Raw genomic sequence first — 26196 nt, forward strand, 5'->3', positions numbered from 1 at the left:
AATTTATCGTATTTTTCCTGTAAAACCGTTAGCTTTTCGGTGAAATTTTCTGTATAATCGCCCGACCCTGTAAATGCTGCGGATTCCCACCGCGCATTATTTTGTCGAGATCGCACTCGAAGGGGTGAAGATTAAGATAACTGGTTGTGCTTTTTTAAGCACTGGGTATTAATATTATTATATTGGTAATTAATTAATGAAAACTTTTGTAGCAAAACCAGAAACGGTTAAACGCGACTGGTATGTAGTAGATGCGACAGGTAAAACTTTAGGTCGTTTGGCGACTGAATTAGCGCGTCGTCTTCGTGGTAAACATAAAGCTGAATATACTCCGCACGTTGACACAGGTGATTACATCATCGTGATTAACGCGGACAAAGTTGCTGTAACCGGTAATAAAGACAGCGATAAAATTTACTACTGGCACACAGGCTATGTAGGCGGTATCAAACAAGCGACTTTCAAAGAAATGATCGCACGCCGTCCTGAAGCAGTGATTGAAATTGCGGTTAAAGGTATGTTGCCAAAAGGTCCATTAGGCCGTGCAATGTTCCGTAAATTAAAAGTGTACGCAGGTGCTGAACACCAACACGCTGCACAACAACCACAAGTATTAGATATTTAATCACGAGGTTTTAGGATATGGCAGAGAATCAAAACTACGGCACAGGTCGCCGCAAAAGCTCTTCAGCTCGTGTATTTATCAAACCGGGCAATGGTAAGATTGTTATCAACCAACGCGAATTAGACGTTTATTTCGGTCGCGAAACTGCTCGCATGGTAGTTCGTCAACCGTTAGAATTGGTTGAATTAACTGATAAATTAGACCTATACATCACTGTTAAAGGTGGTGGTATTTCCGGTCAAGCGGGTGCAATCCGTCATGGTATTACCCGTGCATTGATGGAATACGATGAAACCTTACGCCCAGCACTTCGTGCAGCAGGCTTCGTTACTCGTGACGCACGTCGCGTTGAACGTAAAAAAGTGGGTTTACACAAAGCACGTCGTCGTCCACAATACTCCAAACGTTAATTTTTATACGTTTTTCCAAAAAGCAGAGAGCAATCTCTGCTTTTTTTATGTGTGAAATTCAGCAAAAGTGCGGTGGGTTTTTAGAATGTTTTGAGATCCGCCAAGCCTTGTTATAATGCACACCGTTTTAAGTAAAATCAGAGTAGAACATGAAAATTGCATTAGGTGTGGAATACGACGGAAAACAGTATTTCGGTTGGCAGAAACAAGAGAAAGTTGCCAGTGTACAGGCTAAACTGGAACGGGCGATTTCCACCGTTGCCAATGAAGATATCAGTATTTTCTGCGCTGGCCGTACGGATTCCGGTGTACATGCCACAGGGCAGGTGATTCACTTTGAAACGACTGCCAATCGTCCTGAAAAAGCTTGGAGTTTCGGTGTCAACGCCAATTTGCCTGATGATATTGCCGTGCGATGGGCGAAAGTGGTTGATGATGATTTTCATGCCCGTTTTAGCGCCACCGCCCGTCGTTATCGTTACATTTTATATTGCAACAAACTGCGTTCAGCCATTTTGCCGCAGGGCGTAACCCATTGCCATTTGGAACTCGATCATCAATTAATGCACCAAGCAGGGCAAGCGTTGCTCGGTGAAAATGATTTCAGTTCTTTCCGTGCCGCGCAATGCCAATCCAACACGCCGTGGCGTAATGTGCACCATTTAAACGTCAGTCGCCAAGGGCAATATATCATCGTGGATATTCAAGCTAACGCGTTTGTTCATCACATGGTGCGTAACATTGTGGGGAGCTTGATTGAGGTAGGTTGCGGCAATCAACCGGTGGAATGGTTAGCTTGGTTGTTGGCTCAGCAAGATCGTACTCTCGCGGCACCGACGGCTAAACCGGAAGGATTATATTTGGTCAATGTGCTTTATCCCGACCGATTTGCGTTGCCGAAAATGCCGATGGGGCCATTATTTCTTGCAGATTAATTTAAAAAATACTGAAAAAAGTGACCGCACTTTAGGTTGAAAAATAAAGTGCGGTCATTTTTTTATAAGATTTTTAGGTGAGCGATAAAGCGCAATATAGTTACCACCAACCTAATAGTTTCATCCATAAGCCACCGACACCAAACCAGATAATCAGTGATACGATGGAGGTGGCGAAACTAACGCCCCACCATTGGCCGGTTGAGTTATAACCGGAACCATAGAGGGCTGGGCCAGGGCCACCAGCGTATTGGGTTAAGCTCATTGAGAGGGTTGAGGTATAACCTAAGCCGAGAGCGGCAATAATCGGAGGGGTGCCAACGGCAATGGCTGCCGCAACGAATGCCAAGTACATGGCGGAAATGTGTGCCATGGCAGAAGCGAAAAAGTAGCGAGTGTAGAAATACACTAAGACTAAAATCGTAAAGGCAACCGGCCAACTGAATGCCCCCACCGAGGAGGAAATATGGCTGGAAATCCAAGCAATGGCACCGTATTTATTCAATGCATTTGCCATCATCACCAAAACTGCAAACCAGAACATGGTGTCCCATGCGGTGGTTTCAGCAACGATATTTTTCCAACTCATGATATTGGTCAGTAATAAAACCACCAAACCGATAAAGGCGGAAACTGTTGCCGGAATATGGAAGACCAAATCACCTACGGTCCATAAGAACAACAATAAGATGAAATCAAGCGCTAAAATCCATTCTGCTTTGCTCATTGGCCCCATATTATGCAATTCTTCACGCGCCATTTCTGCCATTTTGGGTGTGTCTTTGAGTTCCGGCGGGTAAATTAAATAGACGAAATACGGCAACACGATCAAACTGATAACGCCTGGTACGATGGCACCTAAGAACCAAGTCATCCACGTAATTTCAACGCCTTGACCTTTGGCAAGTTCCGCGATTAACGGGTTACCTGCCATTGCGGTGAGGAACATGGTACACACGATTGTGTCGATTTGTGATACGGCGATGGCAAGAAATGCACCGGCACGTCTGGCGGTTGGACCCGGTTTGGAATCATAGGCATCCGCAATGGATTGCATGATTGGGTACATGATACCGCCACCACGCGCAGAGGCAGACGGAATCCCCGGACCAATGACCACATCAGCTAGTGCGATACCATAAGCAACGCCCATCATTTTTTTACCGAAACGTGCGACGAAATAGAGGGCAATGCGTTTTCCCAGGCCGGTTTTGATGACCGCGCGAGATAAAAACATCGCAATGGCGATTAACCAAATGGTTCCGTTGGAAAAACCGGATAACATGCCTACTTCCCCTTTAGCAGGCGATAATGGTGTTAAGCCGGTTAAACCGCTAATGACGAGTGCGACTAATGTTGCTGCGCCCATAGGCATGGCTTTAGCGATAATTGCCACAATGGTTGCGACAAATAGGGCAACCATACCCCATGCTTTGGCAGAAAGCCCTTCCGGTATTGGTATCAACCAAATTGCCATCCCGACAATCACTGAAAGCAGTAACCCTTGCCATTTGAAGCCCATTTTCACTTCAATTGGCGCAATTGTTTTCCCTTCCATATAACTCCTCCGAGTTTATTAATTAGAGTGAGATTGCTCTCTGCGGTGAATAATCCATTATTCATATGATTAAATTGAGTCCTTTCTCAAGGAATATAATATGCCTGTTGAACTAAAAAGCACAATAATGATGTGGAAATTAATATCTTTTATTTTGAGGGCTAAGTTGGCGTAAAATGATGTTATCCAAGTAATAAGAGGAACATGGAATGGCTGAGCTAACCCAACAAGTTTGCGAGTATGTCTTCACTCAATATGGCACTAAACCGGAATATTTGTGGAAGACCCATCCAGATTATGCGGTGTTGCGTCACGCCGATAATCGAAAATGGTATGCCATTGTAATGAATGTTGAGAAAACATCATTGGGGTTAAGTGGCTCAGGGAAATTACCGGTGATGAACGTCAAATGTTCCCCTGAAATGCTGAGCATATTTTTGCCGCAAGCAGGTTTCCTACCGGCGTACCACATGAATAAAAATCATTGGCTGACGGTGTTGTTAGATGGCTCAGTAGAAAAAGACACCATATTGTTTTTATTAAATGCCAGTTTTGATCTTACTGCCACCCGACAAGTGAAAAAACAGCTTGGGATCGCCCGTTATACGGAATGGATCGTGCCGGCAAATCCAAAATATTATGATGTGGAGAAAGATTTGCGCGAAGGTGGCGAAATTTACTGGAAGCAGAGTAACAATATTGTCGTGGATGACATTGTGTATATGTACGTCACTGAACCTACAGGGGCTATTCGCTATAAATGTTTGGTGTTGGAGGTGAATATTCCGTATCACCAAAAACGTACGGATAATTTACAGGTGAAGCGGGTGATGAAAATTCGTTGCTTGAAAGAATATGATAAAAGCCTTATTCCACGCGCGAAAATGGCGCAATTCGGTGTCACTGCAGTACGCGGGCCTCGGCATATGCCGTATGCATTAAAACAGGAAATTGAGCTGTTGTGCGAAGAGTCCTGCGAAAAGTAAAAACATATGAAAAATAAACCGCACTTTGAAGGGATAAAATCAAAGTGCGGTTTGTTTTTAGACTGGAAATGAAGAGATTAATACATGCCTTCGCGTTCTTCACGAGTACTGATAAAGATATTTTTCACCTGTGTATAAGCGGCAAGCATCATTTTATGGGTTTCACGGCCGATACCGGAAGTTTTATAACCGCCGAATGGTGCGCCGGCCGGTAAACGGTTATAGCAGTTCACCCAAACACGACCGGTTTCGAGTGCGCGTGCAACCCGCAGTGCACGGTTAATGTTATACGTCCACACCGCACCGCCTAGGCCATAATCACTGTCATTTGCCATTTGGATCACATCTGCTTCATCTTTAAACTTGATCACCACAGCAACCGGCCCGAAAATTTCTTCTTGTGCCACGCGTTTTTTGTTGTCCGGCGCTAGAATTAAGGTCGGTTGGAAAAATTCGCCGCGAGCCAATGCCGGGTCGGTCGATTTGCCGCCACCAAGGATGATTTGACAACCTTCTTCTTTGGCAATATCAACATACTTACTAATCACCTTAATTTGATTTCCGTTGACTTGTGCACCCATTTGCGTGTCATCCTCCCAAGGCAAACCAACTTTAACTTTCTTAAATTCTTCTTTTAATGCCGCGATGAATTTATCGTAAATGCTTTCTTGTACGAAGATCCGTGAACCGGCACAACACACTTGCCCTTGGTTGAAGAGAATCCCTTTTTGTGCGCCTTCTAATGCTTTATCAAATGGCATATCGTCAAAGAAAATATTGGCGGATTTGCCACCTAATTCCAAGGTGGATGGAATCAACATTTCAGCGGCAGCCATACCAATTTTTCGACCGATTTCGGTGGAACCGGTGAACGCCAGTTTGCTAAATCCTGGGTGACGTAACATATATTCGCCGGATTTGGAGCCCTTGCCGGTAATGACATTGAAAACGCCTTTCGGCAACAAATGATTAATCTTTTGCGCCAAGGAAAGCAGACTCAATGATGTGGAGGAAGACGGGTGAATTACAACGGTACAACCTGCCGCCAATGCCGGCGCAATTTTCCATGCGGCCATTAAGAACGGAAAGTTCCACGGAATAATTTGACCAACAACGCCAATCGGTTCGCGTAAAATCAGGGACAAGTCTTCGTTATCCAGTTGGTTTGCCACACCTTCTTCGGAACGAATTACACTAGCAAAATAACGGAAATGATCGGATGCCAACGGAATATCTGCAGCGCGCGTTTCGCGAATAGGCTTACCGTTATCCAGCGTTTCTTGCAAGGCAAATAATTCGGTATTTTCGTCAATAATGTCTGCGATTTTATTTAAAATCGTGGCACGTTCTGTCGCACTGGTATTTTTCCAGGTTTTAAAGGCTTCTTTGGCGGCATTTACAGCAGCATCCACATCCGCATCGGTGGCGTCAATAAAAGTGGCTAATGCTTCACCGTTTGCCGGATTATGGGCTGTTAAGGTGTTGCCTTCTGAACCATCCGTCCATTCGCCATTGATCAATAAACCGTAGTGTTTGTCAAAGACATTAAGATCTTTTGTCATCTTTTCTCTCCTTTTTTCTACGTTGTGAATCAAAGTGATACCTGATTTTTTATCGTCAGGTCTTTAACATTTGTCCGTAAAAGAGGACCGTCGTTCAATTTGAGCACAATGCGAGACTTGAAACTGGGAGAACGATCACATTTTGGCGGTGATGAGGAAAGGCAGGAAAAATTAATGGCGGAGCAGAGTAGATAATTGTTCATTGTTAATAAACAACCCTCAGCATGGTAATTTCTGCGCTATCTGCTAAAATACGCCGCATTTTTCTATTGGATAAAAAGTGAATTAACATGAAATTTATCGTCAAACTATTTCCTGAAATTATGATTAAAAGCGAATCCGTGCGGAAACGGTTCGTGAAAATTCTGACCAGTAATATTCGTAATGTATTAACAAAGCATGATGATACGGTCTCAGTGGTGAAACATTGGGATTACATTGAAGTGCGGTCGAAAATTGAGGCAAATTTCCCGATGCTCATTGAGCAACTGCAACGCATTCCGGGGATTCACCATTTTCTGCAAGTAGAAGAGAAACCGTTTTCCCGCCTACATGATGTTTTTGAACAAACCTTGTCAGACGTGGCATCTCAGTTGGAAAACAAGACTTTTTGCGTGCGAGTGAAACGTAAAGGGAAACATGAATTTACGTCAATAGAAGCAGAGCGTTATATCGGTGGTGGGCTGAATCAACATATCGCCAGCGCCAAAGTGCAACTGAAAAATCCTGATGTGACGGTGCGTATTGAAATTGAAGATGACAAAATGATGTTGGTACGTGCCCGTTATGAAGGCATCGGGGGGTATCCGATTGGCACACAGGAAGATGTGTTGTCGCTGATTTCCGGCGGATTTGACTCCGGCGTGTCTAGTTATATGTTGTTGCGCCGTGGTTCTCGTGTGCATTATTGCTTCTTTAATTTAGGCGGTGCAGCGCACGAAATTGGCGTGAAACAAATGGCGTATCACATTTGGCAACGTTATGGTAGCTCCCACAAAGTGCGTTTCGTGGCGATCAATTTTGAAGGCGTGGTAGGCGAGATACTCGAGAACGTGGATAACGGGCAAATGGGAGTGGTGCTTAAACGAATGATGGTGCGTGCGGCGTCTAAAGTGGCGCAACGTTTTGACATTCAAGCGATTGTGACAGGGGAGGCGCTAGGGCAGGTTTCCAGCCAAACCTTAACCAATTTGCGTTTAATTGATGAAGCTGCCGAGGTGTTGGTATTACGCCCGTTAATTACGCACGACAAAGAACAAATCATCGCCCTGGCTAAACATATCGGTACCGATGACATCGCCAAATCCATGCCGGAATTTTGCGGCGTGATTTCCAAAAATCCGACAGTGAAAGCGATAAAAGCGAAAATTGAACAAGAAGAAGGCAATTTCAATTTTGCCGTGTTGGAAAGTGCGGTGGAAAATGCGCAATATTTAGATATTCGCCAAATTGCCGAGCAAACGGAGAAGGAAGTTGTTTCCGTGGATGCCGTGTCTGTGTTGGGTGAAAATGATGTGATTATTGATATTCGTAGCCCGGAAGAAATCGACGAAAACCCGTTACACATTGAAAATCAAGCAATGATTCTTCTGCCGTTCTATAAACTTTCCGGTCAATTTGCCGAGTTGGATCAAAGCAAGAATTATGTGTTGTATTGCGAGCGTGGCGTGATGAGTAAGTTGCAGGCACTGTATTTAAAAGAAAGCGGTTTTAATAACGTGAGCGTGTTTAAGAAATAATTCTCTTTAATCGTTCCAGTAAAAGTGCGGTCGATTTTCAAAACGTTTTTCACATCCGAAAAACAAACTGAAAACCGACCGCACTTTTTTATTCACAATCAGATTTCAAACACCGAACCGGCAGGAATGTCACGGCGCTGCATATTTTCACTGAAATGCACAATATTATGTTCACCGAGAATTTTCACCTGATTGCCGTTAATTAAAAACGCGGTTCCTTCCGGCATGGCGTAAATTTGTGCTGTTGGGTTCACCAATAAAAATTCCTCAAAACGTTCTTCACGGCTTTCCCCGTTATGCCCCGGCATTTTGCCTGAAATGAAGTGCGGGTTAATTTGATAAGGGAACAGATTCAGCGCATCAAAAGATGGTGGATAGATGATAGGCATATCGTTGGTGGTCATAATGGATTTGCTCGCCATATTGGCACCCGCGCTCCAACCGAAATACGGCGTGCCGCTTTTCACTTTTTCACGAATAATATTTAATAAATCATGCTCATACATTTGCTTTAACAAACAAAACGTGTTGCCGCCACCAATGGCGATTACATCTGCTTGTTCGATAATGGCGCGGTGCGGTTTGCCGTGATGCACCGACTGAATTTCCATATTTAAGGGCGCCAGAATTTGTTGCACTTTTTGTTCGTATTGATCGTTGGTTTGACGTACGCCTGCGTAAGGCACAAAGGCGATTTTCTTGCCTTGATATGGTGCTAAAAAATCCTGTAACCACGGAATGGCATGTTCCAAATAGTCTGTATTGCCATAGCGAGAACCGCTAAGCAGTAACATTTTTTGCATAATTCAATCTCCTGATGAAATAACCTTTACCATTATGCTGAGTTATGTGTTTTTATTAAGCAAAAAATGTGAATTTTGTGATCCGTGTAGAGATTTAAGTGCGGTGAAAATTTTCGTTGTTTTTTCACCGCACTTTTTTATTAAAGAGAAGTTGGCTCGGAATGTTCTTCTTCCGGCGATTCTAAGAGTTCGCCTAGGAGTTCGTCGATAGCGGAGCAGAGGAGTGCGCGGTCATGGCGATAGGAAATATCGTCCGCATTAAGGCGGCCCGCAAGGATTTTGATCTCCATAGGTTGGCTATTTTGTACGGCATTAAAGGGCACAATGGCACCATCGATGATAGGTTGACCAACGGTTTCATTGATCCAGTGAATGCGATCTGCAAGAGAAAGACTGGATGCTGGGCTGTGCTCAATACCTAAATTATCAATAAAGATCTTTTTTGCTTCGCTTTGTCGAAGTTGTTCGGTAATTTCCGGTAGAAGAATCGGCGGCATAATGCTGGTGAGGAAACTACCGGGGCCAAATAAAATTAGATCAGCTTCTTTTAGCGCTTGAATTGCTTCCGGTGTGGCGGTGACGTAAGGCACAAGAAAAATGGATTTGGGTAACTCGGTTAAGCTATCGACACTGACTTCACCAACAACGCTGTTGCCGCCGTTTAATACGGCCGCGAGGTGTACCGATTGTTCCGACATCGGGACAATAAAAGATTTTACATGCAATAATTCGCGAATGAGATTAACGGCTTCCGTTGGGCGAATATGCATATCTTCTAGAGCTTTGAGCATGAGATTGCCGAGGTTATGTCCTGCTAATTCTCCGTTGCCACCAAAACGATATTCAAACAATGCGGAGGCGGTGCTTGGTTCCGTGATGATTTGATTTAAGCAGTTACGTAAGTCCCCCCAGGCAATGCCACCTTGATTGGTGCGAATTCGACCGGTTGAACCGCCGTTATCGGTGGTGGTAACAATGGCGGTAAGACGCTCTTTCAAAAAACTTAAAGAAGACATCACGCGGCCGAGTCCATGCCCACCACCAATAGCGACGATTTTTTTGAGTGTGCTTAAATTTTCGTACTGTTGATATCCTTTAAAATCCGCCATCTTATTTCCCTTATCAATTTTCGTGCGCAATTATAACCTGCTTTGAAAGAGAGTACAGATTGCTAATTATTATTGGGTATGAAAATGGTTGTTTTAGGGTGTTTTATTATCGCTATATAATAGTATATATAATTGATTTTAAAGAATTTTATGAATTTATAACCTAGATCAAATTAATTGATTGCTTTTGTTTTCGTGAATCTTTTACAATGCTGCAAAATTTATTAACCGCATGTAACTCCGAGCTTACTCACCTACGTTTTGCGCACAATGTGTTGAACACAAAATAGGGTGGTAATGCCAATAATACGAAGTCGGTATTATTCAGGGATACGTTGGAAACGATTTATCCTCTCCGTTTTTAGAAAGGTGTCAAATGCAAACCATTCCAATCAAAAATGTTGGCGCGGCTCAACTTGTTGATTCGTTCCAGCGTGAATACTACTATTTGCGACTGTCGATTACCGATGTGTGTAATTTTCGTTGCAATTATTGCCTACCTGACGGTTATCAGCCTGAACCTAATAAGCCGAGTTTTTTAACCTTGGACGAAATTCGTCGCTTGGTCACTAGTTTTGCTGTGATGGGAACGGAAAAAGTCCGTATTACCGGTGGCGAACCAACCCTACGTAAAGATTTCCTGCCAATTGTCGAAAGCATTCATGGCATTGACGGTATCAAACAAATTGCACTGACTACAAACGGTTTTCGTTTGCTTAAGGATGTTGCCGCTTGGAAACAAGCCGGCGTGACGTCTATTAACGTCAGCGTGGATAGCCTAGATGCAAGAATGTTCCAGCGTATTACCGGCGTTGATAAGTTTGATGACATTATGCGTGGTATTGATCGCGCTTTTGAATGTGGCTATCAAAAAGTCAAAGTCAATTCTGTCTTAATGAAAGATTTGAATGATAAAGACTTTTCCGGTTTCTTGGCATGGATTAAAAATAAACCGATTCAAATGCGTTTCATCGAGTTGATGCAAACCGGTGAAATGAATTCTTTCTTCCAAAAACACCATTTATCGGGACAGATTTTAGAACAGAAACTCTTGCAAGACGGCTGGCAATTGCAGATAAAAAATCGTTCTGATGGCCCGGCAAAAGTTTTCCGTCACCCGGATTATATGGGCGAAATCGGCTTAATCATGCCTTATGAGAAAAATTTCTGCGCCAGCTGTAACCGTTTGAGAGTTTCTGCCAAAGGGAAATTGCACCTTTGCTTATTTGGTGAAGAAGGGATTGATTTGCGTGATTTGTTACAATCTGATGAGCAACAAATGCTTTTGCAATCAAGAATTTTCTCAGCGTTACAAGGTAAGCGTGAACACCATTATCTGCATGTCGGCGATAGCGGCGTGCGTAATCATTTAGCCAGTATCGGCGGTTAAGTTACGTCGATACTGAAAACATCAAGAAAACCAACCGCACTTTTAAATTATCATGACCACATTTACTCACATTAATGCGAATGGCGAGGCGAATATGGTGGATGTTTCCGCCAAAGCCGACACGGTTCGCGAGGCGCGTGCTGAAGCCTATATTCGTATGGCGCCGGAAACCTTACAAATGATCCTCTCTGGACAACACCACAAGGGCGATGTGTTTGCTACCGCTAGAATTGCCGGTATTCAAGCGGCGAAACGCACTTGGGAACTGATTCCGCTGTGTCATCCTCTTTTACTTTCAAAAGTCGAAGTGAGTTTGACCGCACTTCCTGAAACCAATCAAGTACGCATTGAAAGCCTGTGTAAATTAAGTGGTAAAACCGGCGTAGAAATGGAAGCCTTAACGGCCGCAAGCGTTGCTGCATTAACCATTTACGATATGTGTAAAGCAGTACAAAAAGACATGGTGATTGAAACGGTACGTTTGTTAGAAAAGAGCGGTGGAAAATCCGGCCATTTTATTGCAGGGGAGAAATAATGTTACGTGTTTTATTTTTTGCTCAAACTCGAGAATTAATCGGTTTGGATGCCATTGAAGTGAATGAAAATTTCACCACGGTAGAAGAATTACGTCAACACCTTACGGCGAAAGGGGATAAATGGGCGCTGGCGTTGCAATCGGATAAACTCTTGGTGGCCATTAATCAAACCTTAATGCCGTTAGAAAGTGCGGTCAAAAATGGTGATGAAATTGCGTTTTTCCCACCGGTGACCGGGGGCTAAATGAACGATATTCAAATTTCCGTGCAAGAGCAGATGTTCGACCAAAATGCCGTTTATCGTTGGTTGAGCGAAGAAAATTCAGTGGGTGCCACGGTGATGTTTGTGGGCAAAGTGCGTGATATGAACCTAGGGGATGAAGTCAGTAGTTTGTATTTGGAACATTACCCGGCGATGACGCATAAAGCCTTGATGGACATTGCTCAACAGGCAAAAGCGCGGTGGGATTTACAAAAGATTTCTATCATTCATCGTGTAGGTGAATTGAATACCGGTGATGAAATTGTGTTGGTGGGAACAGCTTCTGCGCATCGTGGCGATGCTTACCACGCGAATGAATTTATTATGGATTATTTGAAAACCAAAGCGCCTTTTTGGAAAAAAGAACAAACCGAAAAAGGGGAGCGTTGGATTGAAGGCCGCGACAGTGATTATGCGGCTGCAGATAAGTGGAAGTAAGAGATATCATTGATTTTACTTATTCGTATTTGAAAAAGAAAAATCCGTTTTTTATAAAACGGATTTTTTTATGCTTATTAAAAATAAAATATCATGCCTTTTCTTGGAAAAGGTATAACGCTTTATGCTAGAATAGTCGACCATTTTTCCCGATATGAGGCATATCGGTTGAATATTTCAATTATTACCAAGTCGTCGGAGGAATAGATGACAAGTTCTGCAAATAAACGTTCTGTGATGACGCTATTTTCAAATAAAACCGATATTTATTGTCACCAAGTGCGTATTGTGTTGGCTGAGAAAGGCGTAGCTTATGAAACGGAAATTGTAGATCCGCAAGCATTATCAGAAGATTTAATGGAGCTCAATCCGTACGGTACTGTGCCTACGTTAGTTGATCGTGATTTAGTGCTGTTTAATTCTCGCATCATTATGGAATATTTGGACGAGCGTTTTCCGCATCCGCCATTAATGCCGGTTTATCCGGTGGCACGTGGGAAAAGCCGCTTATTGATGTTACGTATTGAGCAAGACTGGTATCCAACGTTAGACATCGCACAAAATGCGGCTTCCGAAACTGAACGTGCGAATGCCTTAAAACAATTGAAAGAAGAAATTCTTGCGATTGCACCGATTTTTAATCAAACCGCTTATTTTATGAGTGAGGAATTTAGCTTAATTGACTGCTATGTGGCACCGTTACTATGGCGTATGCAGGAATTAGGTGTCGAGTTCAGCGGTGCCGGCAGCAAAGCAGTGAAAGCCTACATGTCTCGTATTTTTGAACGCGATTCTTTCTTGCAATCCGTGGGCGAATTAGCGCCGAAAAACTTAATGGATGAAAAATAATAGGCGATCTAATGGAATATAAATCATCTCCGAAACGTCCTTATTTGTTAAGGGCTTACTACTATTGGTTGATCGATAATGATTTCACACCGTATTTGGTGGTTGATGCCACTTATTGGGGCGTGAAAGTGCCGGTAGAGTATGTCAAAGATGGACAAATTGTATTGAACTTGTCTGCCAATGCCACCGGAAATTTACAGTTAACCAATGATTTTATTCAATTCAATGCCCGTTTTCGTGGCGTGCCACAGGATATTTACATTCCAATGGGGGCAGCATTAGCAATTTATGCGCGTGAGAATGGCGATGGCGTGATGTTTGAGCCGGAAGAAGCTTATGATGATCATCCGGCGCAGGCAGAAGAACAACCAGTTGGGTTTGAGAAAGCTGTCGATAAAACGGATAAACCGAAAAAGGCGGAGAAATCCACATCCCACTTACGTATTGTAAAATAGTTGCTCGATAATCAGATTAAAAAATATTGAAAAAAGATACCGCACTTAGGTATCTTTTTTGTTATTCAAAGCATCAAAAGTGCGGTCAATTTTAAACCTGTTTTTTAGCTATAAAAAAATCGCCTCGTTAATTCAACAAGGCGATTTTATTTACTCGTAAATTAGAAGTTTGCGTTGCGTGGTGCTCGCGGGAATGGAATTACATCACGAATGTTTTGTAAACCGGTGACATAAACAATCAAACGTTCAAAACCTAAACCAAAGCCGGAATGTGGTACGGTGCCATAACGGCGTAAATCACGGTACCACCAATAATCTTCAGGGTTTAAGCCCATTTCTGCCATACGTTTATCCAGCACATCTAAACGTTCTTCACGCTGTGAACCACCGATAATTTCACCGATTCCCGGTGCTAACACGTCCATTGCAGCAACGGTTTTTCCGTCATCGTTTAAACGCATATAGAAGGCTTTGATGTCTTTCGGATAGTTTTTCACTACAACAGGCGATTTGAAATATTCTTCTGCTAAATAGCGTTCGTGCTCGGAAGAAAGGTCGATCCCCCAAGAAACCGGGAATTCGAAAGTTTTGCCTGATTTCAATAAAATCTCAATCGCATCGGTGTAATCTACTTGGGCGAAATCGGAATGAATGAAACGTTCCAAACGATTAATGACATCACCATCAACATGTTTAGCAAAGAATTCTAGGTCATCACGGCGTTCGGCTAAAACGGCACGGAAAACGTATTTCAACATATCTTCAGCAAGTTTTGCGTTGTCTGCGAGCGTTGCGAAAGCCACTTCCGGTTCAATCATCCAGAATTCTGCTAAGTGACGAGTTGTATTGGAGTTTTCAGCACGGAACGTTGGACCAAACGTATAGATTTTACTTAACGCACAAGCGTAAGTTTCACCGTTTAATTGTCCGGATACGGTTAAGAACGATTCTTTACCGAAGAAATCTTGGCTAAAATCCACCGCACCTTTATCTGTGCGCGGTAAGTTTTCTAAATCTAACGTAGAAACGCGGAACATTTCACCCGCACCTTCCGTGTCGGAAGCAGTGATTAATGGCGTAGCAACCCAATAAAAACCTTGTTCATGGAAGAAACGATGAATTGCTTGTGCTAAACAGTGACGCACACGGGCAACAGCACCAATGATATTAGTACGAGGACGTAGATGCGCGACTTCGCGTAAATATTCGATTGAATGGCGTTTTGCTGCCATTGGATAGGTTTCAGGATCTTCGACCCAACCGGTGACTTCGACACTTTCAGCTTGTAATTCGACCGCTTGCCCTTCTGCCGGAGATTCTACAACAGTGCCGGTGACAATCACGGAACAGCCGGCTGTTAAGCGTAATACTTCAGATTCATAGTTAACGATATCATTATTTACGATAGCTTGAATGGGAGCAAAGCAAGAACCGTCATAAACGGCGAGAAAGGATAGGCCTGCTTTGGAATCGCGACGAGTACGCACCCAACCGCGTACAGTCACTTTTTCGCCAATTGCAATTTTGCCTTGTAGTACATCTACAATTGATGCAATTTTTGTCATATATACCTCAGAATTAATGCTTTTTTAGAAACCGCGTTAGTTTACCTCAAGTTCGAAAATTTTCAAAAATCTATCCGGTGGTTTTTATTTTTGTGACAGGAGGCGCAGATTTAAAGCAAATTTCTTGAGTAAAAAGAGTTAACTGGTATAACTACGTTCGTCAAATTAATTATGATAATAAATATGGACGCATTGAATGAATAAGGAAGAAAAAACACCCTCACGCCTAATTCAATTAGGCAGAATTTACCGTTTAATTGAACAATTTGAAGAAATTTCCCGTATTGAACTTTCAAAACTTTCCGGATTTGCTCCCGCGACGATTACTTCTCTTACTCGCGATCTCATCGAAAAGCATTTAATTATGGAAAAAACGGTACGTAATACAGACAATCGTGGACGACCGGCAACCGCATTATGTGTCTCTCCAATCTATTGGCAGTCCTTATGTGCCACATTGATGGAAGATCGTTTTGAAATCACACTTAGTGAGCTTAACGGTGTTATTGTTAAACAAAAGATTTTCCCACTATCAACAAATAAATTGTTAACGCTCGATGAGTTTTTAGTCAGTAGCATTGAACAATTCCTTAATAAAACAAAAGAATTATCAAATTTAATTACATTTTCAGTCACTGTCGGTGGGGAATTGGATAAAGACGGAAACCTAATAAAACTAGGAAGTCAGAGATTTAATCAATTAAATCTTAGAACGTTATTTTTGCCTTATTTTGATGTTCCAATTTTAATTTCAGAGTATTTTAAGACTTGGTTATTAGCTGAATCGACTTTAGGTAATGCAATTAATTGTGATGATGCTTTGTTTATCCAATTAGATGATGAGGTTAATTTTAACGTATTGTCAGAAGGGAATATTTTATTTAATCGAGAGCATGAGCGAATTAATATTAATTACTTAGTCGTTCCTCGATTAAATGAGTTACAAGCCCTAATTAATCGTGATTTACCGGAAGTAGAGCGTTATCAAGTACAACATCAGATTACCCATCGGGCAATTATTCAGCTCATTGATTTGCTGTATCCGAATAATCATTTTTCCACAAATGCTGAAAAAATTAAGTTCTTGTGTAGAAATATTATCCAACAAGAGAAGACGGCATTACGAATTTTGGATCATTTAACGGATTGTTTAGCCTATATTTTGATGAATCTCCTTCATATTTTCTCTGCAGAGAAGATCATGCTCAACTCTAGTATGTTAATTGTTAAAGATGTTTTACTTGAAGAACTCAATCAAAAACTCGCTACCTATTTTCCTCATGGAAAGGTTGCTGAAGTTGTGATGGGGAAATATGAATGGAATAGTCCGGTCGTCGCTGCTGCCGCAATTAAGCAAGGAATTTATGACGGAGCTTTGTTAACCAGTTTGGAATAACAGGAATAAATCGTAAATAAATTCAGCAAATTTGTTTTAGCTCAATACTACTCATTATAAATTCTCTTAGAATTCTGAAAATCATATGAAAAAGGGGATATTAATGAGTAGTTTTTTTGTCACCGGAACTGACACAAATGTAGGGAAAACTGTGGTAAGTCGGGCAATTATGCAGGCCTTACAAAAAGCGGGTGTGCAGGTTGTCGGCTATAAACCTATTGCATTTGGTCAGGATGAAATGATTTATCCGCCACATAATTTATCTGAAAATAGCGACTATGACACGAAAGATAATCCTGATGTATTAACGTTAATGGCGAGTACAGCAGAAAAAGTGACTTATGAAGAGGTTAATAGTTATACGTTTTTACACACGATACCTATCTTAACAGAGGACAGTAAGCGGGTTCATATTGAAAAATTAAATAAAGACTTGGCTCATTTACGTGATAAATATCAATCAGTTGTTGTTGAAGGTTCTTTTGGGTGGTTAACACCGATCAATAAAGATTACAGTTTTGCCGATTGGGTTGCTGAGCACCACATGCCGGTTGTTGTTGTGGTAGGTATTAAAGAAGGTTGTATCAACCATGCTTTATTAACAGTGCAATCGATTATTGATAAAGGATTGCCGTTGTTGGGTTGGGTAGCTAATCGAATTAACCCTGGATTGGGGCACTACGCAGAAGTGATCGAAACCTTGAAACAAAAAATTGATGCCCCGTTATTGGGCGAGGTTTCTTATGTTCACAAACCGGAAGAGCAAGACTTAAGTCGTTTTATTACAGACGTAGATCGTTTAACTTATATGAAAACCGAGTTAGTTGCTTAATGCATTAGAATAAAGTGCGGTCAGGAAATAAGGTATTTTTAGTGAGTTAATATTTTCTTCACGATAAAGACAACATAATTGATATAAAAAAGGCTTAGAAATGTTTCTAAGCCTTTTGTTTTATACAATCAATTATTCAACGGTCAGAATACGGCAAGTGTTTGTACCACTTTCGCTAAATTCAGCCCCTTGAGTTAATAACACGATATCACCGGCCATTAAGAAACCTTTGTCTTTTAGCACGCTAATTGCTTTTTGAGCACCTTCCATTGTACGGCTAACATCATTGTAAAAGACCGGAGTTACACCGCGATATAATGCGCACAAGTTTAATGTTTTTTGGTTACGGGATAAGGCAAAAATCGGTAAACCGGAACTAATACGGGACATTAATAACGGTGTACGGCCACTGCTACTCATCGCAATAATGGCGCTGACACCTTTCATATGGTTGGCTGCAAACATGGTTGACATAGCAATAGTTTCTTCGATGTCGTCAAATTCAACATTCATACGGTGATGAGAAACGCTTGCACCCGGCATTTTTTCTGCGCCTAAACAAACTTTTGCCATTGTCGCAACAGTTTCAGCTGGGTATTGACCTGCAGCAGTTTCTGCAGACAGCATGACCGCATCAGTACCATCCAATACCGCATTCGCCACGTCCATGACTTCTGCACGGGTTGGCATAGGGTTGCTGATCATGGATTCCATCATTTGTGTTGCAGTAATCACCACACGGTTTAATTGACGGGAACGACGAATTAATTTCTTTTGAACCGCTACTAATTCCGGATCACCGATTTCAACACCGAGGTCACCACGGGCAACCATGATAACATCAGCAGCCAAAATGATGTCATCCATCGCTTCGTTAGATTCTACGGTTTCAGCACGTTCCACTTTAGCAACGATTTTGGTATCTAAACCGGCATCTTTGGCTAATTGACGGGCGTAGTTCAAATCGGCACTAGAACGCGGGAAAGACACTGCAAGGTAGTCTACACCGATACGTGCAGCGGTAATGATGTCCGCTTTATCTTTCTCAGTTAATGCATCAGCAGACAAGCCACCGCCCAATTTGTTGATCCCTTTGTTATTTGATAATGGGCCACCAACAGTAACTTCCGTGAAGACTTTTGCGTTTTCGGTAGATAACACTTTTAATTGAACGCGCCCGTCATCCAATAAGAGGATATCGCCTGGAACCACATCTTGCGGTAAAGTTTTGTAATCTAATCCAACAGCTTCTTGTGTACCTTCACCTTTCGGTAATTCTGCATCTAAGATAAATTTATCACCGACATTTAAGAAAATTTTGCCATCTTTGAATGTAGATACACGAATTTTAGGACCTTGTAAGTCGCCTAAAATTGCAACAGTTTTGCCTAGTCTTTTTGCAATTTCACGGACACGTTCTGCACGACCAATATGATCTTCCGGTGTACCGTGAGAAAAATTCATACGTACTACGTTCGCACCGGCGGCAATAATTTTTTCTAAATTGTTACCGCGGTCAGTGGTTGGACCCATGGTACATACAATTTTTGTTCTTCTTAATTTTCTGGACATTAACATTCTCCATCTATGTTTATCTTATAAAATTTTCTTTATGTGAATGATTATTTCTTAATCACAAAAAAACTGGTCGGCATTATACGCTTAAAATAAAATTAGATCGAGATCACATTTTAGGGAAAAGTCCTTGCTGTTTGTGGGATTCCAAGAAAAGCCTTTATACATAATTGGTTACGATTTATACATTAAAAGTGCGGTCATTTTTTCCGTTATTTCGTAGCGGCTTTCATGTTGCGAACAAACTCAGCGAGTTCCGTTAAACATTGGGCGTGATTTTCTAAATTTCGCTCAATGATTTTTACGGTTGCCGAACCGGAAATCGCACCGGCTGCACCGAGTTGAAGCGCTTCTTTTACTTGTGACGGTTGGGCGATGCCGAAACCTTGCAGGATAGGCGGGGCATGGTGAGCTTTGAGTTGCTCTACAAGGGTATCTAAGTTAGCCGCGTGAGTTTGGTTTTCTGCGCTGGTCACGCCAGCACGCGAGACCAAATACGTATAACCTTCACTGCTTTCAGCCACACCTTGAATCGTTTTTTGATCCGCATTCGGCGGGCAAATAAAGACAGGTTGAACACCGTGTTTTTTGGCGGCTTGGACATAGTCTTCTTTTACCAATAATGGAATGTCCGCCACTAAAACAGTATCCACACCGACTTCCGAACAACGTTGATAAAAATTATCCAAGCCTTTTGCAAAAATTAAATTCGCGCAAAGTAATAGGCTGATGGGAATCTCCGGGTATTTTGACCGCACTTTGGCAAGCAATTTAAAGCTGTCTTCCGTGCTGTGCCCGGCGTTAAGCGCACGATTATTGGCTGCCTGAATAACAGGACCGTCCAATAGCGGATCAGAAAATGGGAAGCCCAATTCCAATGCATCCGCGCCGTTATCGACGAGGGTACAAATAATTTCAAAAGAGCGGTCAAATGTCGGATCACATAAGGTAACGAAAGGAACGAATGCGCCTTCCTTTTTTGCGTGTAATCGGGAAAAGGTCGATTCAAAATGGCTCATAATTGCATTCCTTTTTCATTTAAAATTTTATCTACGGTAAAAATGTCTTTATCGCCACGACCGGATAAATTCACTACCAAAATTTGTGCTTTATTCGGTTCCTGATGAATCATTTTTAGCGCGTGTGCCAGTGCATGAGAACTTTCTAACGCAGGAATAATGCCTTCATGTTTTGCCAGTGCTTGGAACGCATTTAAGGCTTCAGCATCGGTAATGCTCGGGTATTCCGCGCGCCCGATACTTTGCAAATAGGCGTGTTGTGGGCCGACAGAAGGGAAGTCTAGCCCGGCAGAAATTGAGTAGGATTCTTCCACTTGGCCATCTTCTGTTTGCATGAGCGGTGATTTCATCCCGAAATAAATACCCACTTTCGCATGGCCTAACGGCGCGCCGTGTTCACCGCTTTCAATGCCATGACCGGCAGGCTCTACGCCAATTAAACGCACATTCGGTTCCTCAATAAAATCCGTAAACATACCGATAGCATTTGAGCCGCCCCCCACCGCAGCAATCACGGCATCCGGTAAACGACCTTCTTTTTCTAAAATTTGGCGTTTGGTTTCTTCGCCGATCATTTTTTGGAATTCACGCACAATGGTTGGGAAGGGGTGAGGGCCTGCCGCCGTACCCAATAAATAATGGGTTGTTTCATAGTTTGCTGACCAATCCCGCATAGCTTCACAGCACGCATCTTTTAAGGAGCAAGAACCTTTTTGCACCGGCACCACTTCAGCCCCCATTAAGCGCATACGGAATACATTGGGTGATTGGCGTTCCACGTCTTTTGCGCCCATATAAATGCGGCAAGGCATATCCAACATGGCACAAGCAAGAGCTGTCGCGACACCGTGCTGACCTGCGCCGGTTTCCGCGATAATGCGGGTTTTGCCCATGCGTTTTGCCAGTAAAATTTGCCCTAGCACTTGATTAGTTTTATGAGCACCGCCGTGGAGCAAATCTTCCCGTTTTAAATAAATTTTGGCTTTCGTGCCTTTGGTTAAGTTACGGCAAAGGGTAAGTGCGGTCGGTCTGCCGGCATAATTTTTCAGGAGATCCTGAAATTCACGTTGAAATTCGGGATCGTCTTTGGCTTCAACAAACGCTTTTTCTAATTGTTGTAGCACCGGTATGAGAATCTCCGGCACGTACATACCGCCGAACTCACCGAAATAAGGGTTTAAAATCGTGTCTGACATAGGCTTTCCTTATGACATTAAAAACAGGCTATCGTAGATTTTGTAGAAATTTATGACAGCGAATAAAACAACAAATACACTTGAAATCAGTTGAATTAACCAAAAAATTGCCCAAAGTAAAAAGGTTGCCATCGGGCTAAAACCAATCTCGGCAAGGATATTTTGTTGCTTTAAGTAAAAACTCCGTAAACTGAGTAAGTAAGCCGAGAGCATAATTAACAATGGAATGGCGACAAAGCAGCGGATGACATAATAGACGATGTCGATTAAATCAGGCTCATTAATGTAGAAAAATAATCTTTTTCTAAACTCCGGATCTTTAATGTATTCCGTCATCACCATATACAGCACAAAAAACAGCAAGGCAGGCGTTAGCCCACGTAAAAAGGCTAAATAAGGCTCAGTAATTTCAGTTAAAAAGCGGGAAAGTTTGCTGGGTTGTTTAGTCATTTTTGCTCACTTTTAACGGGTTAAAGGTTTGTGCCGTCGGCATTACTTCAATGCGGTTAATATTCACGTGCTCCGGTTGTTGATTAAGCCATAGGACGATATTGGCAATATCTTGTGGCGTGACATATTGCACGTTTTCATACACTTGTGCTGCGCGGGCATCGTCGCCTTTAAATCGCACGTTGGAAAATTCCGTGCCGCCACATAAACCGGGTTCTACATTGGAAACACGCACATTGGTGCCGGCCAAATCTGCGCGGAGGTTTAAACTGAATTGTTTCACGAAAGCTTTCGTCCCGCCGTAAACGTTACCGCCCGGATAAGCGTAATTTCCTGCGATAGAGCCTAAATTAATGATATGTCCTTGATTACGCGCCACCATTTGCGGCAACACTAAACGGGTTATGCTGACTAAACCTTTCACGTTGGTATCAATCATTTTTTCCCAATCGTCTAAATCGGCTTTATCTGCGCTTTCTAAGCCAAGGGCAAGGCCTGCGTTATTCACTAATAAATCGATGGCTTGTAATTCTGTCGGCAGCGTTTTGAATGCATTTTCAGTTGCTTGACGATCCGAAATATCGAATGCAAGAGGAAAGAATTGGCTGCCGTATTCTTGTTCTAATTGCGCTAAACGTTCTTGTCTTCTTCCTGTACCAATCACTAAATAGCCCGCTTTCAATAACGTGCGACAAATGGCGTTTCCAAAGCCGGCGGTGGCGCCTGTGACCAATGCAATTTTTGTCATGTTTATTTCTCCTTGTTGTGGAATTGGGGTACGGAAAAATTCATTTAGAAAAATGACCGCACTTTCTATGATGTAGAGTATACTACTACACTAGTACGAAAAAATATAGCGCGTTAATAAAGAAATTTACAAGAGAATGGGGAAAAGTGCAGTTGTTTTTTGCAATGAATTGATGGGAAAGAAAAAAGCACGCTAGAAAATAGCGTGCTTGAACCTAAAGTGCGGTGCTTTTTTTGCCGCATTTTCAATGCTACATCATGGCACCCACATATTTCAGCATTACCCCGGCGGCGATGGCGGAACCAATCACACCGGCAACGTTCGGCCCCATGGCATGCATGAGTAGGAAGTTTTGGTTATCTGCTTCCAGACCGATTTTGTTAGAAACCCGTGCAGCCATTGGTACGGCAGACACACCGGCAGAGCCGATGAGTGGGTTAATTTTGTTTTTGCTGAATTTGTTCATCAATTTAGCCATTAATACACCGCTGCCGGTACCGATCCCGAAAGCAATTACGCCAAGAATTAAAATACCCAAGGTTTGCGGTTGTAGGAATTTATCGGCGATGAGTTTGGAACCCACAGACAAGCCAAGCACGATGGTGACGATGTTAATCAAGGCGTTTTGTGTGGTGTCGCTTAAACGTTCTACTACACCACTGACGCGCATGAGGTTACCGAAACAGAACATCCCGAGCAATGGGGCTGCATCCGGTAAAAGCAAACCAACGAGCAACAGCAAAATCACTGGGAATAACACTTTTTCACGATTGCTCACATGACGCATTTGTGTCATGCGGATCTTGCGTTCTTCTTCCGTGGTTAAGGCTTTCATGATCGGTGGCTGAATTAAGGGCACTAACGCCATGTAGGAATAAGCCGCTACGGCAATGGCTCCGAGCAATTCTGGCGCGAGTTTACTGGTGAGGTAAATCGCGGTTGGGCCGTCTGCACCACCGATAATACCGATGGATGCCGCTTGTGGGAGCGTGAATTCGATAATACCGAAATAGTTCAATGCCAATGCACCGAGTACGGTCGCAAAAATACCGAACTGTGCCGCAGCACCAAGTAACAACGTTTTCGGATTTGCCAATAACGGGCCGAAGTCTGTCATCGCGCCTACGCCCATGAAAATCACTAACGGCGCAATGCCATAACCGATAGCCACTTTATAGAATAAAGCCAAGATCCCGGCGCTGTATCCCATGTCCATTGACAAGGCTTCCAGCTGATTTACTGTAGAGCCGGAAGCTGTCGTAAGTGCAGTTTTAATGAGTGCCGGATCAGCGGCGACACCTAATTTCGCGGCAATTACGGCAATTTGCTCCGGTGAACCAAGATGAAGCAAATTCTCCAATGCGGTCATGGCAAGCCCGGCTTCAGGAATGTTTGATAATAATCCACCAAAACCGATAGGCAATAACAGCAATGGCTCAAACTTGCGTGCGATGGCAAGCCACAACAGGAGCAAGCTGATAGCGATCATCACCGCTTGACCCCATTGCAAATGGAACAGTCCCATACCCTGAATTAATGCAATAATGCTATCCATAGGTAACTCCTTAGACGAGGTTCATAACGGTATCACCCACCGCGACGGCATCGCCGGCTTTGACACAAATACCACGCACGGTACCGGCTTGTGCCGCTTTGACTTCGGTTTCCATTTTCATGGCTTCAAGAATGAATAACACATCGCCTGCAGCGACAGTTTGACCTTCTGTTGCAACGACTTTCCAAATGTTACCCGCCATTGGCGCAGTCACCGGTGTGCCACCACTGGTCGCTGCTAGTGCAGGTGCGGCTTGTGGCGCAGCTTGTGGAGTTGTTGTGGCTACGTGTGAAATGTCGCCGCCTTCACTGACTTTCACCACAAAGGCTTTGCCTTCTAATTCCACAGTATAAACGGCGGAGCCGGACGCTGCTGGTGCAGCTTTAGAAACAGGTTTATTTTCTACCGCACTTTCATTGCCGGTTGGCGCCGGTTCAAAGGCAGCCGGGTTGTTGCGGTTTTCTAAGAATTTCCACGCGATTTGTGGGAAGAGCGCCACGATTAATGCATCGTCCACCGCGTTGTCTGCTAACTTCACGCCTTTCGCCTTGGCTTGTTCAGCTACTTCCGCTTCAATTTTCGCCATTTCAGGGGCGATGTGATCAGCCGGACGGTCGGTTACCGGTGCCGCACCTTCCAATACACGAGCTTGTAATGCGCTATCTACCGGTGCAGGCGTTTTGCCGTATTCACCTTTTAAAATACCTGCGGTTTCTTTCGCGATGGTTTTGTAACGTTCGCCTGTGAGCACGTTAATAACCGATTGTGTGCCGACAATTTGAGAGGTTGGAGTAACAAGTGGAATGTAACCCAAGTCTTTACGTACGCGAGGAATTTCTTCCAAAACCAAATCCAATTTGTCGGAAGCGTTTTGTTGTTTTAATTGATTTTCCAAGTTGGTGAGCATACCACCCGGCACTTGTGCCACTAAAATACGGCTATCTACACCGCGTAGCTGACCTTCAAATTTGGCGTATTTTTTACGTACATTACGGAAATAGGCCGCGATTTTTTCCAAACGCGGAATATCCAAACCAGTGTCATATTCGGTGCCTTGTAAGGTCGCTACCATGGATTCTGTTGCCGGGTGACCGTAAGTACCGGACATGGAAGAAATCGCTGTGTCGATACCGTCTACGCCTGCTTCAATGGCTTTCAAGAGAGCCATTTCTGCCATACCGGTAGTCGAATGGCAGTGTAAATGTAATTCCACGTCGAAACGTTTTTTGATTTCGCGTACTAAGTCTGCTGCTGCCATTGGGTTCAAAATACCTGACATATCTTTAATCACTAAGCTGTCGATACCGATTTCCAATAATTGTTCGGTGGTATCGAGCCAAGTTTGCATGGTGTGTACCGGGCTGGTGGTGTAACTTAATGTCCCTTGTGCATGACCACCGAATTTACGCACGGCTTGCAATGCCGCTTTCATATTACGCGGGTCGTTGAGCGCATCAAACACACGGAACACGTCCATACCGTTTGCTACGCAACGTTCTACGAAACGTTCCACTACGTCATCGGCATAATGGCGATAACCTAGCAGGTTTTGACCGCGCAATAACATTTGCAACGGGGTTTTCGGGCAGGCTTTTTTCAATTCACGCAAACGTACCCACGGATCCTCCCCTAAAAAACGAATACAACTGTCAAAGGTTGCACCACCCCAAGCTTCTAACGACCAATAGCCGATATTGTCTAATTCTTGTGCGATCGGCAACATGTCATCAAGACGTAAACGGGTCGCGAAAAGAGATTGGTGTGCATCACGAAGCACCAGTTCGGTCATTTTAATTTTTTTAGTCATAGTAAAATCCTTAGTTTATTTGAACTGTTGGGTACGGCGATGGTGCGCGATAGCCGCTGCAATTACAGGGCGCAAACGCTCAAAATCGTCAGTAGGTGTCGCAGAAAGTGCGGTGGAATTTGAAGGCGTTTTTGGCGAGGGTTGAGGTTCAGGAAAATATTTGTTTATCAGCTTTGACATCAGCCCGATTGCCCAAATCAAAATGAGCAAAAAGACCAATACAAAACCCATCCCTGAAAACATCAGATTAATTCCTTCACCGAAAAGTTCTGCCGAAGTCATTAGTCGTATCCTTATATTTAATATGGGATTTTTATTCTACCCAAGTCATTTTCACAAAACCGTGATTGAGATCATAAATTGAGTGAAATGGGGGAGAGGGAGGGAAAAAGTGCG

The 26196-nt window shown here is 43.1% G+C and carries 26 protein-coding genes and 1 riboswitch; of the genes, 13 read left to right on the plus strand and 13 right to left on the minus strand.

The window, feature by feature from the left end:
- Positions 1-196: 196 nt before the first annotated feature.
- From rplM to truA, 3 genes are all read left to right on the plus strand, one after another.
- Entirely contained in the window at positions 197-625 is a 429-nt protein-coding gene (gene rplM / locus AC30SH_RS04205; protein ID WP_006718336.1) for a 50S ribosomal protein L13, read from the plus strand.
- A gap of 17 nt (positions 626-642) precedes the next feature.
- Positions 643-1035 carry a 30S ribosomal protein S9 gene (rpsI, locus tag AC30SH_RS04210; RefSeq protein WP_006718334.1) on the plus strand — a complete coding sequence of 131 codons (393 nt, stop codon included), beginning with the start codon at positions 643-645 and terminating at the stop codon, positions 1033-1035.
- 149 nt (positions 1036-1184) lie between these two features.
- The gene (gene truA / locus AC30SH_RS04215; RefSeq protein ID WP_489582166.1) at positions 1185-1970 is read left to right on the plus strand and encodes a tRNA pseudouridine(38-40) synthase TruA; all 786 of its coding nucleotides are present in this window, start codon (positions 1185-1187) and stop codon (positions 1968-1970) included.
- 100 nt (positions 1971-2070) lie between these two features.
- Here truA and AC30SH_RS04220 read toward each other — a convergent pair whose 3' ends face one another.
- Positions 2071-3528 carry a DASS family sodium-coupled anion symporter gene (locus AC30SH_RS04220; protein ID WP_489582167.1) on the minus strand — a complete coding sequence of 486 codons (1458 nt, stop codon included), beginning with the start codon at positions 3526-3528 and terminating at the stop codon, positions 2071-2073.
- A 209-nt stretch (positions 3529-3737) separates the two neighbouring features.
- Between AC30SH_RS04220 and AC30SH_RS04225 the strand changes: the two genes are divergently transcribed.
- Positions 3738-4514, plus strand: a complete 777-nt coding sequence (locus AC30SH_RS04225) for an MmcQ/YjbR family DNA-binding protein (protein WP_485861222.1) — start codon at positions 3738-3740, stop codon at positions 4512-4514.
- A gap of 77 nt (positions 4515-4591) precedes the next feature.
- Here the strand turns inward: AC30SH_RS04225 and AC30SH_RS04230 are convergent, their stop codons facing one another.
- The gene (locus AC30SH_RS04230; protein WP_485861223.1) at positions 4592-6076 is read right to left on the minus strand and encodes an aldehyde dehydrogenase family protein; all 1485 of its coding nucleotides are present in this window, start codon (positions 6074-6076) and stop codon (positions 4592-4594) included.
- A 290-nt stretch (positions 6077-6366) separates the two neighbouring features.
- On the opposite strand from AC30SH_RS04230, the gene thiI reads away from it, so the two are divergent.
- Positions 6367-7815, plus strand: a complete 1449-nt coding sequence (gene thiI / locus AC30SH_RS04235; protein WP_489582168.1) for a tRNA uracil 4-sulfurtransferase ThiI — start codon at positions 6367-6369, stop codon at positions 7813-7815.
- A gap of 98 nt (positions 7816-7913) precedes the next feature.
- Here the strand turns inward: thiI and pepE are convergent, their stop codons facing one another.
- Together pepE and AC30SH_RS04245 are read right to left on the minus strand one after the other, a co-directional pair.
- Positions 7914-8618, minus strand: a complete 705-nt coding sequence (gene pepE / locus AC30SH_RS04240; RefSeq protein WP_489582169.1) for a dipeptidase PepE — start codon at positions 8616-8618, stop codon at positions 7914-7916.
- A gap of 140 nt (positions 8619-8758) precedes the next feature.
- On the minus strand, positions 8759-9727 hold the full coding sequence (locus tag AC30SH_RS04245; protein ID WP_489582170.1) for a gluconeogenesis factor YvcK family protein: 969 nt from the start codon (positions 9725-9727) through the stop codon (positions 8759-8761).
- 226 nt (positions 9728-9953) lie between these two features.
- A riboswitch (molybdenum cofactor riboswitch) is annotated at positions 9954-10115 on the plus strand.
- Between AC30SH_RS04245 and moaA the strand changes: the two genes are divergently transcribed.
- The 6 genes from moaA to AC30SH_RS04275 all read left to right on the plus strand — a co-directional run bounded on the left by moaA (position 10104) and on the right by AC30SH_RS04275 (position 13657).
- Positions 10104-11117 (plus strand): GTP 3',8-cyclase MoaA, encoded by a 1014-nt coding sequence (moaA, locus tag AC30SH_RS04250; RefSeq protein ID WP_489582171.1) that lies wholly within the window; start codon positions 10104-10106, stop codon positions 11115-11117. It overlaps the preceding riboswitch by 12 nt.
- 52 nt (positions 11118-11169) lie before the next feature.
- Positions 11170-11652, plus strand: a complete 483-nt coding sequence (gene moaC, locus AC30SH_RS04255; RefSeq protein ID WP_048750414.1) for a cyclic pyranopterin monophosphate synthase MoaC — start codon at positions 11170-11172, stop codon at positions 11650-11652.
- The gene (gene moaD, locus AC30SH_RS04260) at positions 11652-11897 is read left to right on the plus strand and encodes a molybdopterin synthase sulfur carrier subunit (RefSeq protein WP_489582172.1); all 246 of its coding nucleotides are present in this window, start codon (positions 11652-11654) and stop codon (positions 11895-11897) included. The genes moaC and moaD overlap by 1 nt, the downstream gene beginning before the upstream one ends.
- Positions 11898-12353, plus strand: coding sequence for a molybdopterin synthase catalytic subunit MoaE (gene moaE / locus AC30SH_RS04265; protein WP_209362232.1), 456 nt, complete (start codon positions 11898-11900; stop codon positions 12351-12353).
- A gap of 207 nt (positions 12354-12560) precedes the next feature.
- Positions 12561-13202: a stringent starvation protein SspA gene (gene sspA, locus AC30SH_RS04270; protein WP_489582173.1), complete on the plus strand. Its 642-nt coding sequence runs from the start codon at positions 12561-12563 to the stop codon at positions 13200-13202.
- A gap of 11 nt (positions 13203-13213) precedes the next feature.
- Complete coding sequence (locus AC30SH_RS04275) at positions 13214-13657, plus strand: ClpXP protease specificity-enhancing factor (protein WP_489582174.1); 444 nt, start codon at positions 13214-13216, stop codon at positions 13655-13657.
- A gap of 161 nt (positions 13658-13818) precedes the next feature.
- On the opposite strand, the gene asnS is transcribed toward AC30SH_RS04275, so the two are convergent.
- Positions 13819-15222, minus strand: a complete 1404-nt coding sequence (gene asnS, locus AC30SH_RS04280; protein ID WP_048750409.1) for an asparagine--tRNA ligase — start codon at positions 15220-15222, stop codon at positions 13819-13821.
- A 196-nt stretch (positions 15223-15418) separates the two neighbouring features.
- Between asnS and AC30SH_RS04285 the strand changes: the two genes are divergently transcribed.
- Together AC30SH_RS04285 and bioD are read left to right on the plus strand one after the other, a co-directional pair.
- Positions 15419-16618 carry an ROK family protein gene (locus AC30SH_RS04285; RefSeq protein WP_489582175.1) on the plus strand — a complete coding sequence of 400 codons (1200 nt, stop codon included), beginning with the start codon at positions 15419-15421 and terminating at the stop codon, positions 16616-16618.
- A 103-nt stretch (positions 16619-16721) separates the two neighbouring features.
- Positions 16722-17450, plus strand: coding sequence for a dethiobiotin synthase (gene bioD / locus AC30SH_RS04290; RefSeq protein WP_489582176.1), 729 nt, complete (start codon positions 16722-16724; stop codon positions 17448-17450).
- A 132-nt stretch (positions 17451-17582) separates the two neighbouring features.
- Here the strand turns inward: bioD and pyk are convergent, their stop codons facing one another.
- The 8 genes from pyk to AC30SH_RS04330 form a co-directional block, all read right to left on the minus strand.
- Positions 17583-19022 carry a pyruvate kinase gene (pyk, locus tag AC30SH_RS04295; protein WP_489582177.1) on the minus strand — a complete coding sequence of 480 codons (1440 nt, stop codon included), beginning with the start codon at positions 19020-19022 and terminating at the stop codon, positions 17583-17585.
- 215 nt (positions 19023-19237) lie between these two features.
- On the minus strand, positions 19238-20044 hold the full coding sequence (trpA, locus tag AC30SH_RS04300; protein WP_109858824.1) for a tryptophan synthase subunit alpha: 807 nt from the start codon (positions 20042-20044) through the stop codon (positions 19238-19240).
- Positions 20041-21240 (minus strand): tryptophan synthase subunit beta, encoded by a 1200-nt coding sequence (gene trpB, locus AC30SH_RS04305; protein WP_489582178.1) that lies wholly within the window; start codon positions 21238-21240, stop codon positions 20041-20043. The genes trpA and trpB overlap by 4 nt, the downstream gene beginning before the upstream one ends.
- Positions 21241-21249: 9 nt before the next feature.
- Complete coding sequence (locus tag AC30SH_RS04310; RefSeq protein WP_485862006.1) at positions 21250-21690, minus strand: hypothetical protein; 441 nt, start codon at positions 21688-21690, stop codon at positions 21250-21252.
- The gene (locus AC30SH_RS04315; protein ID WP_489582179.1) at positions 21683-22438 is read right to left on the minus strand and encodes an SDR family oxidoreductase; all 756 of its coding nucleotides are present in this window, start codon (positions 22436-22438) and stop codon (positions 21683-21685) included. The genes AC30SH_RS04310 and AC30SH_RS04315 overlap by 8 nt, the downstream gene beginning before the upstream one ends.
- Positions 22439-22688: 250 nt before the next feature.
- On the minus strand, positions 22689-23993 hold the full coding sequence (locus AC30SH_RS04320) for a sodium ion-translocating decarboxylase subunit beta (RefSeq protein WP_489582180.1): 1305 nt from the start codon (positions 23991-23993) through the stop codon (positions 22689-22691).
- Positions 23994-24003: 10 nt separating this feature from the next.
- Positions 24004-25800, minus strand: coding sequence for a sodium-extruding oxaloacetate decarboxylase subunit alpha (oadA, locus tag AC30SH_RS04325; RefSeq protein ID WP_489582181.1), 1797 nt, complete (start codon positions 25798-25800; stop codon positions 24004-24006).
- A 15-nt stretch (positions 25801-25815) separates the two neighbouring features.
- Complete coding sequence (locus AC30SH_RS04330) at positions 25816-26082, minus strand: oxaloacetate decarboxylase subunit gamma (protein ID WP_311352584.1); 267 nt, start codon at positions 26080-26082, stop codon at positions 25816-25818.
- Positions 26083-26196: the final 114 nt, after the last annotated feature.

It is taken from the genome of Aggregatibacter sp. HK296 (assembly GCF_980469475.1).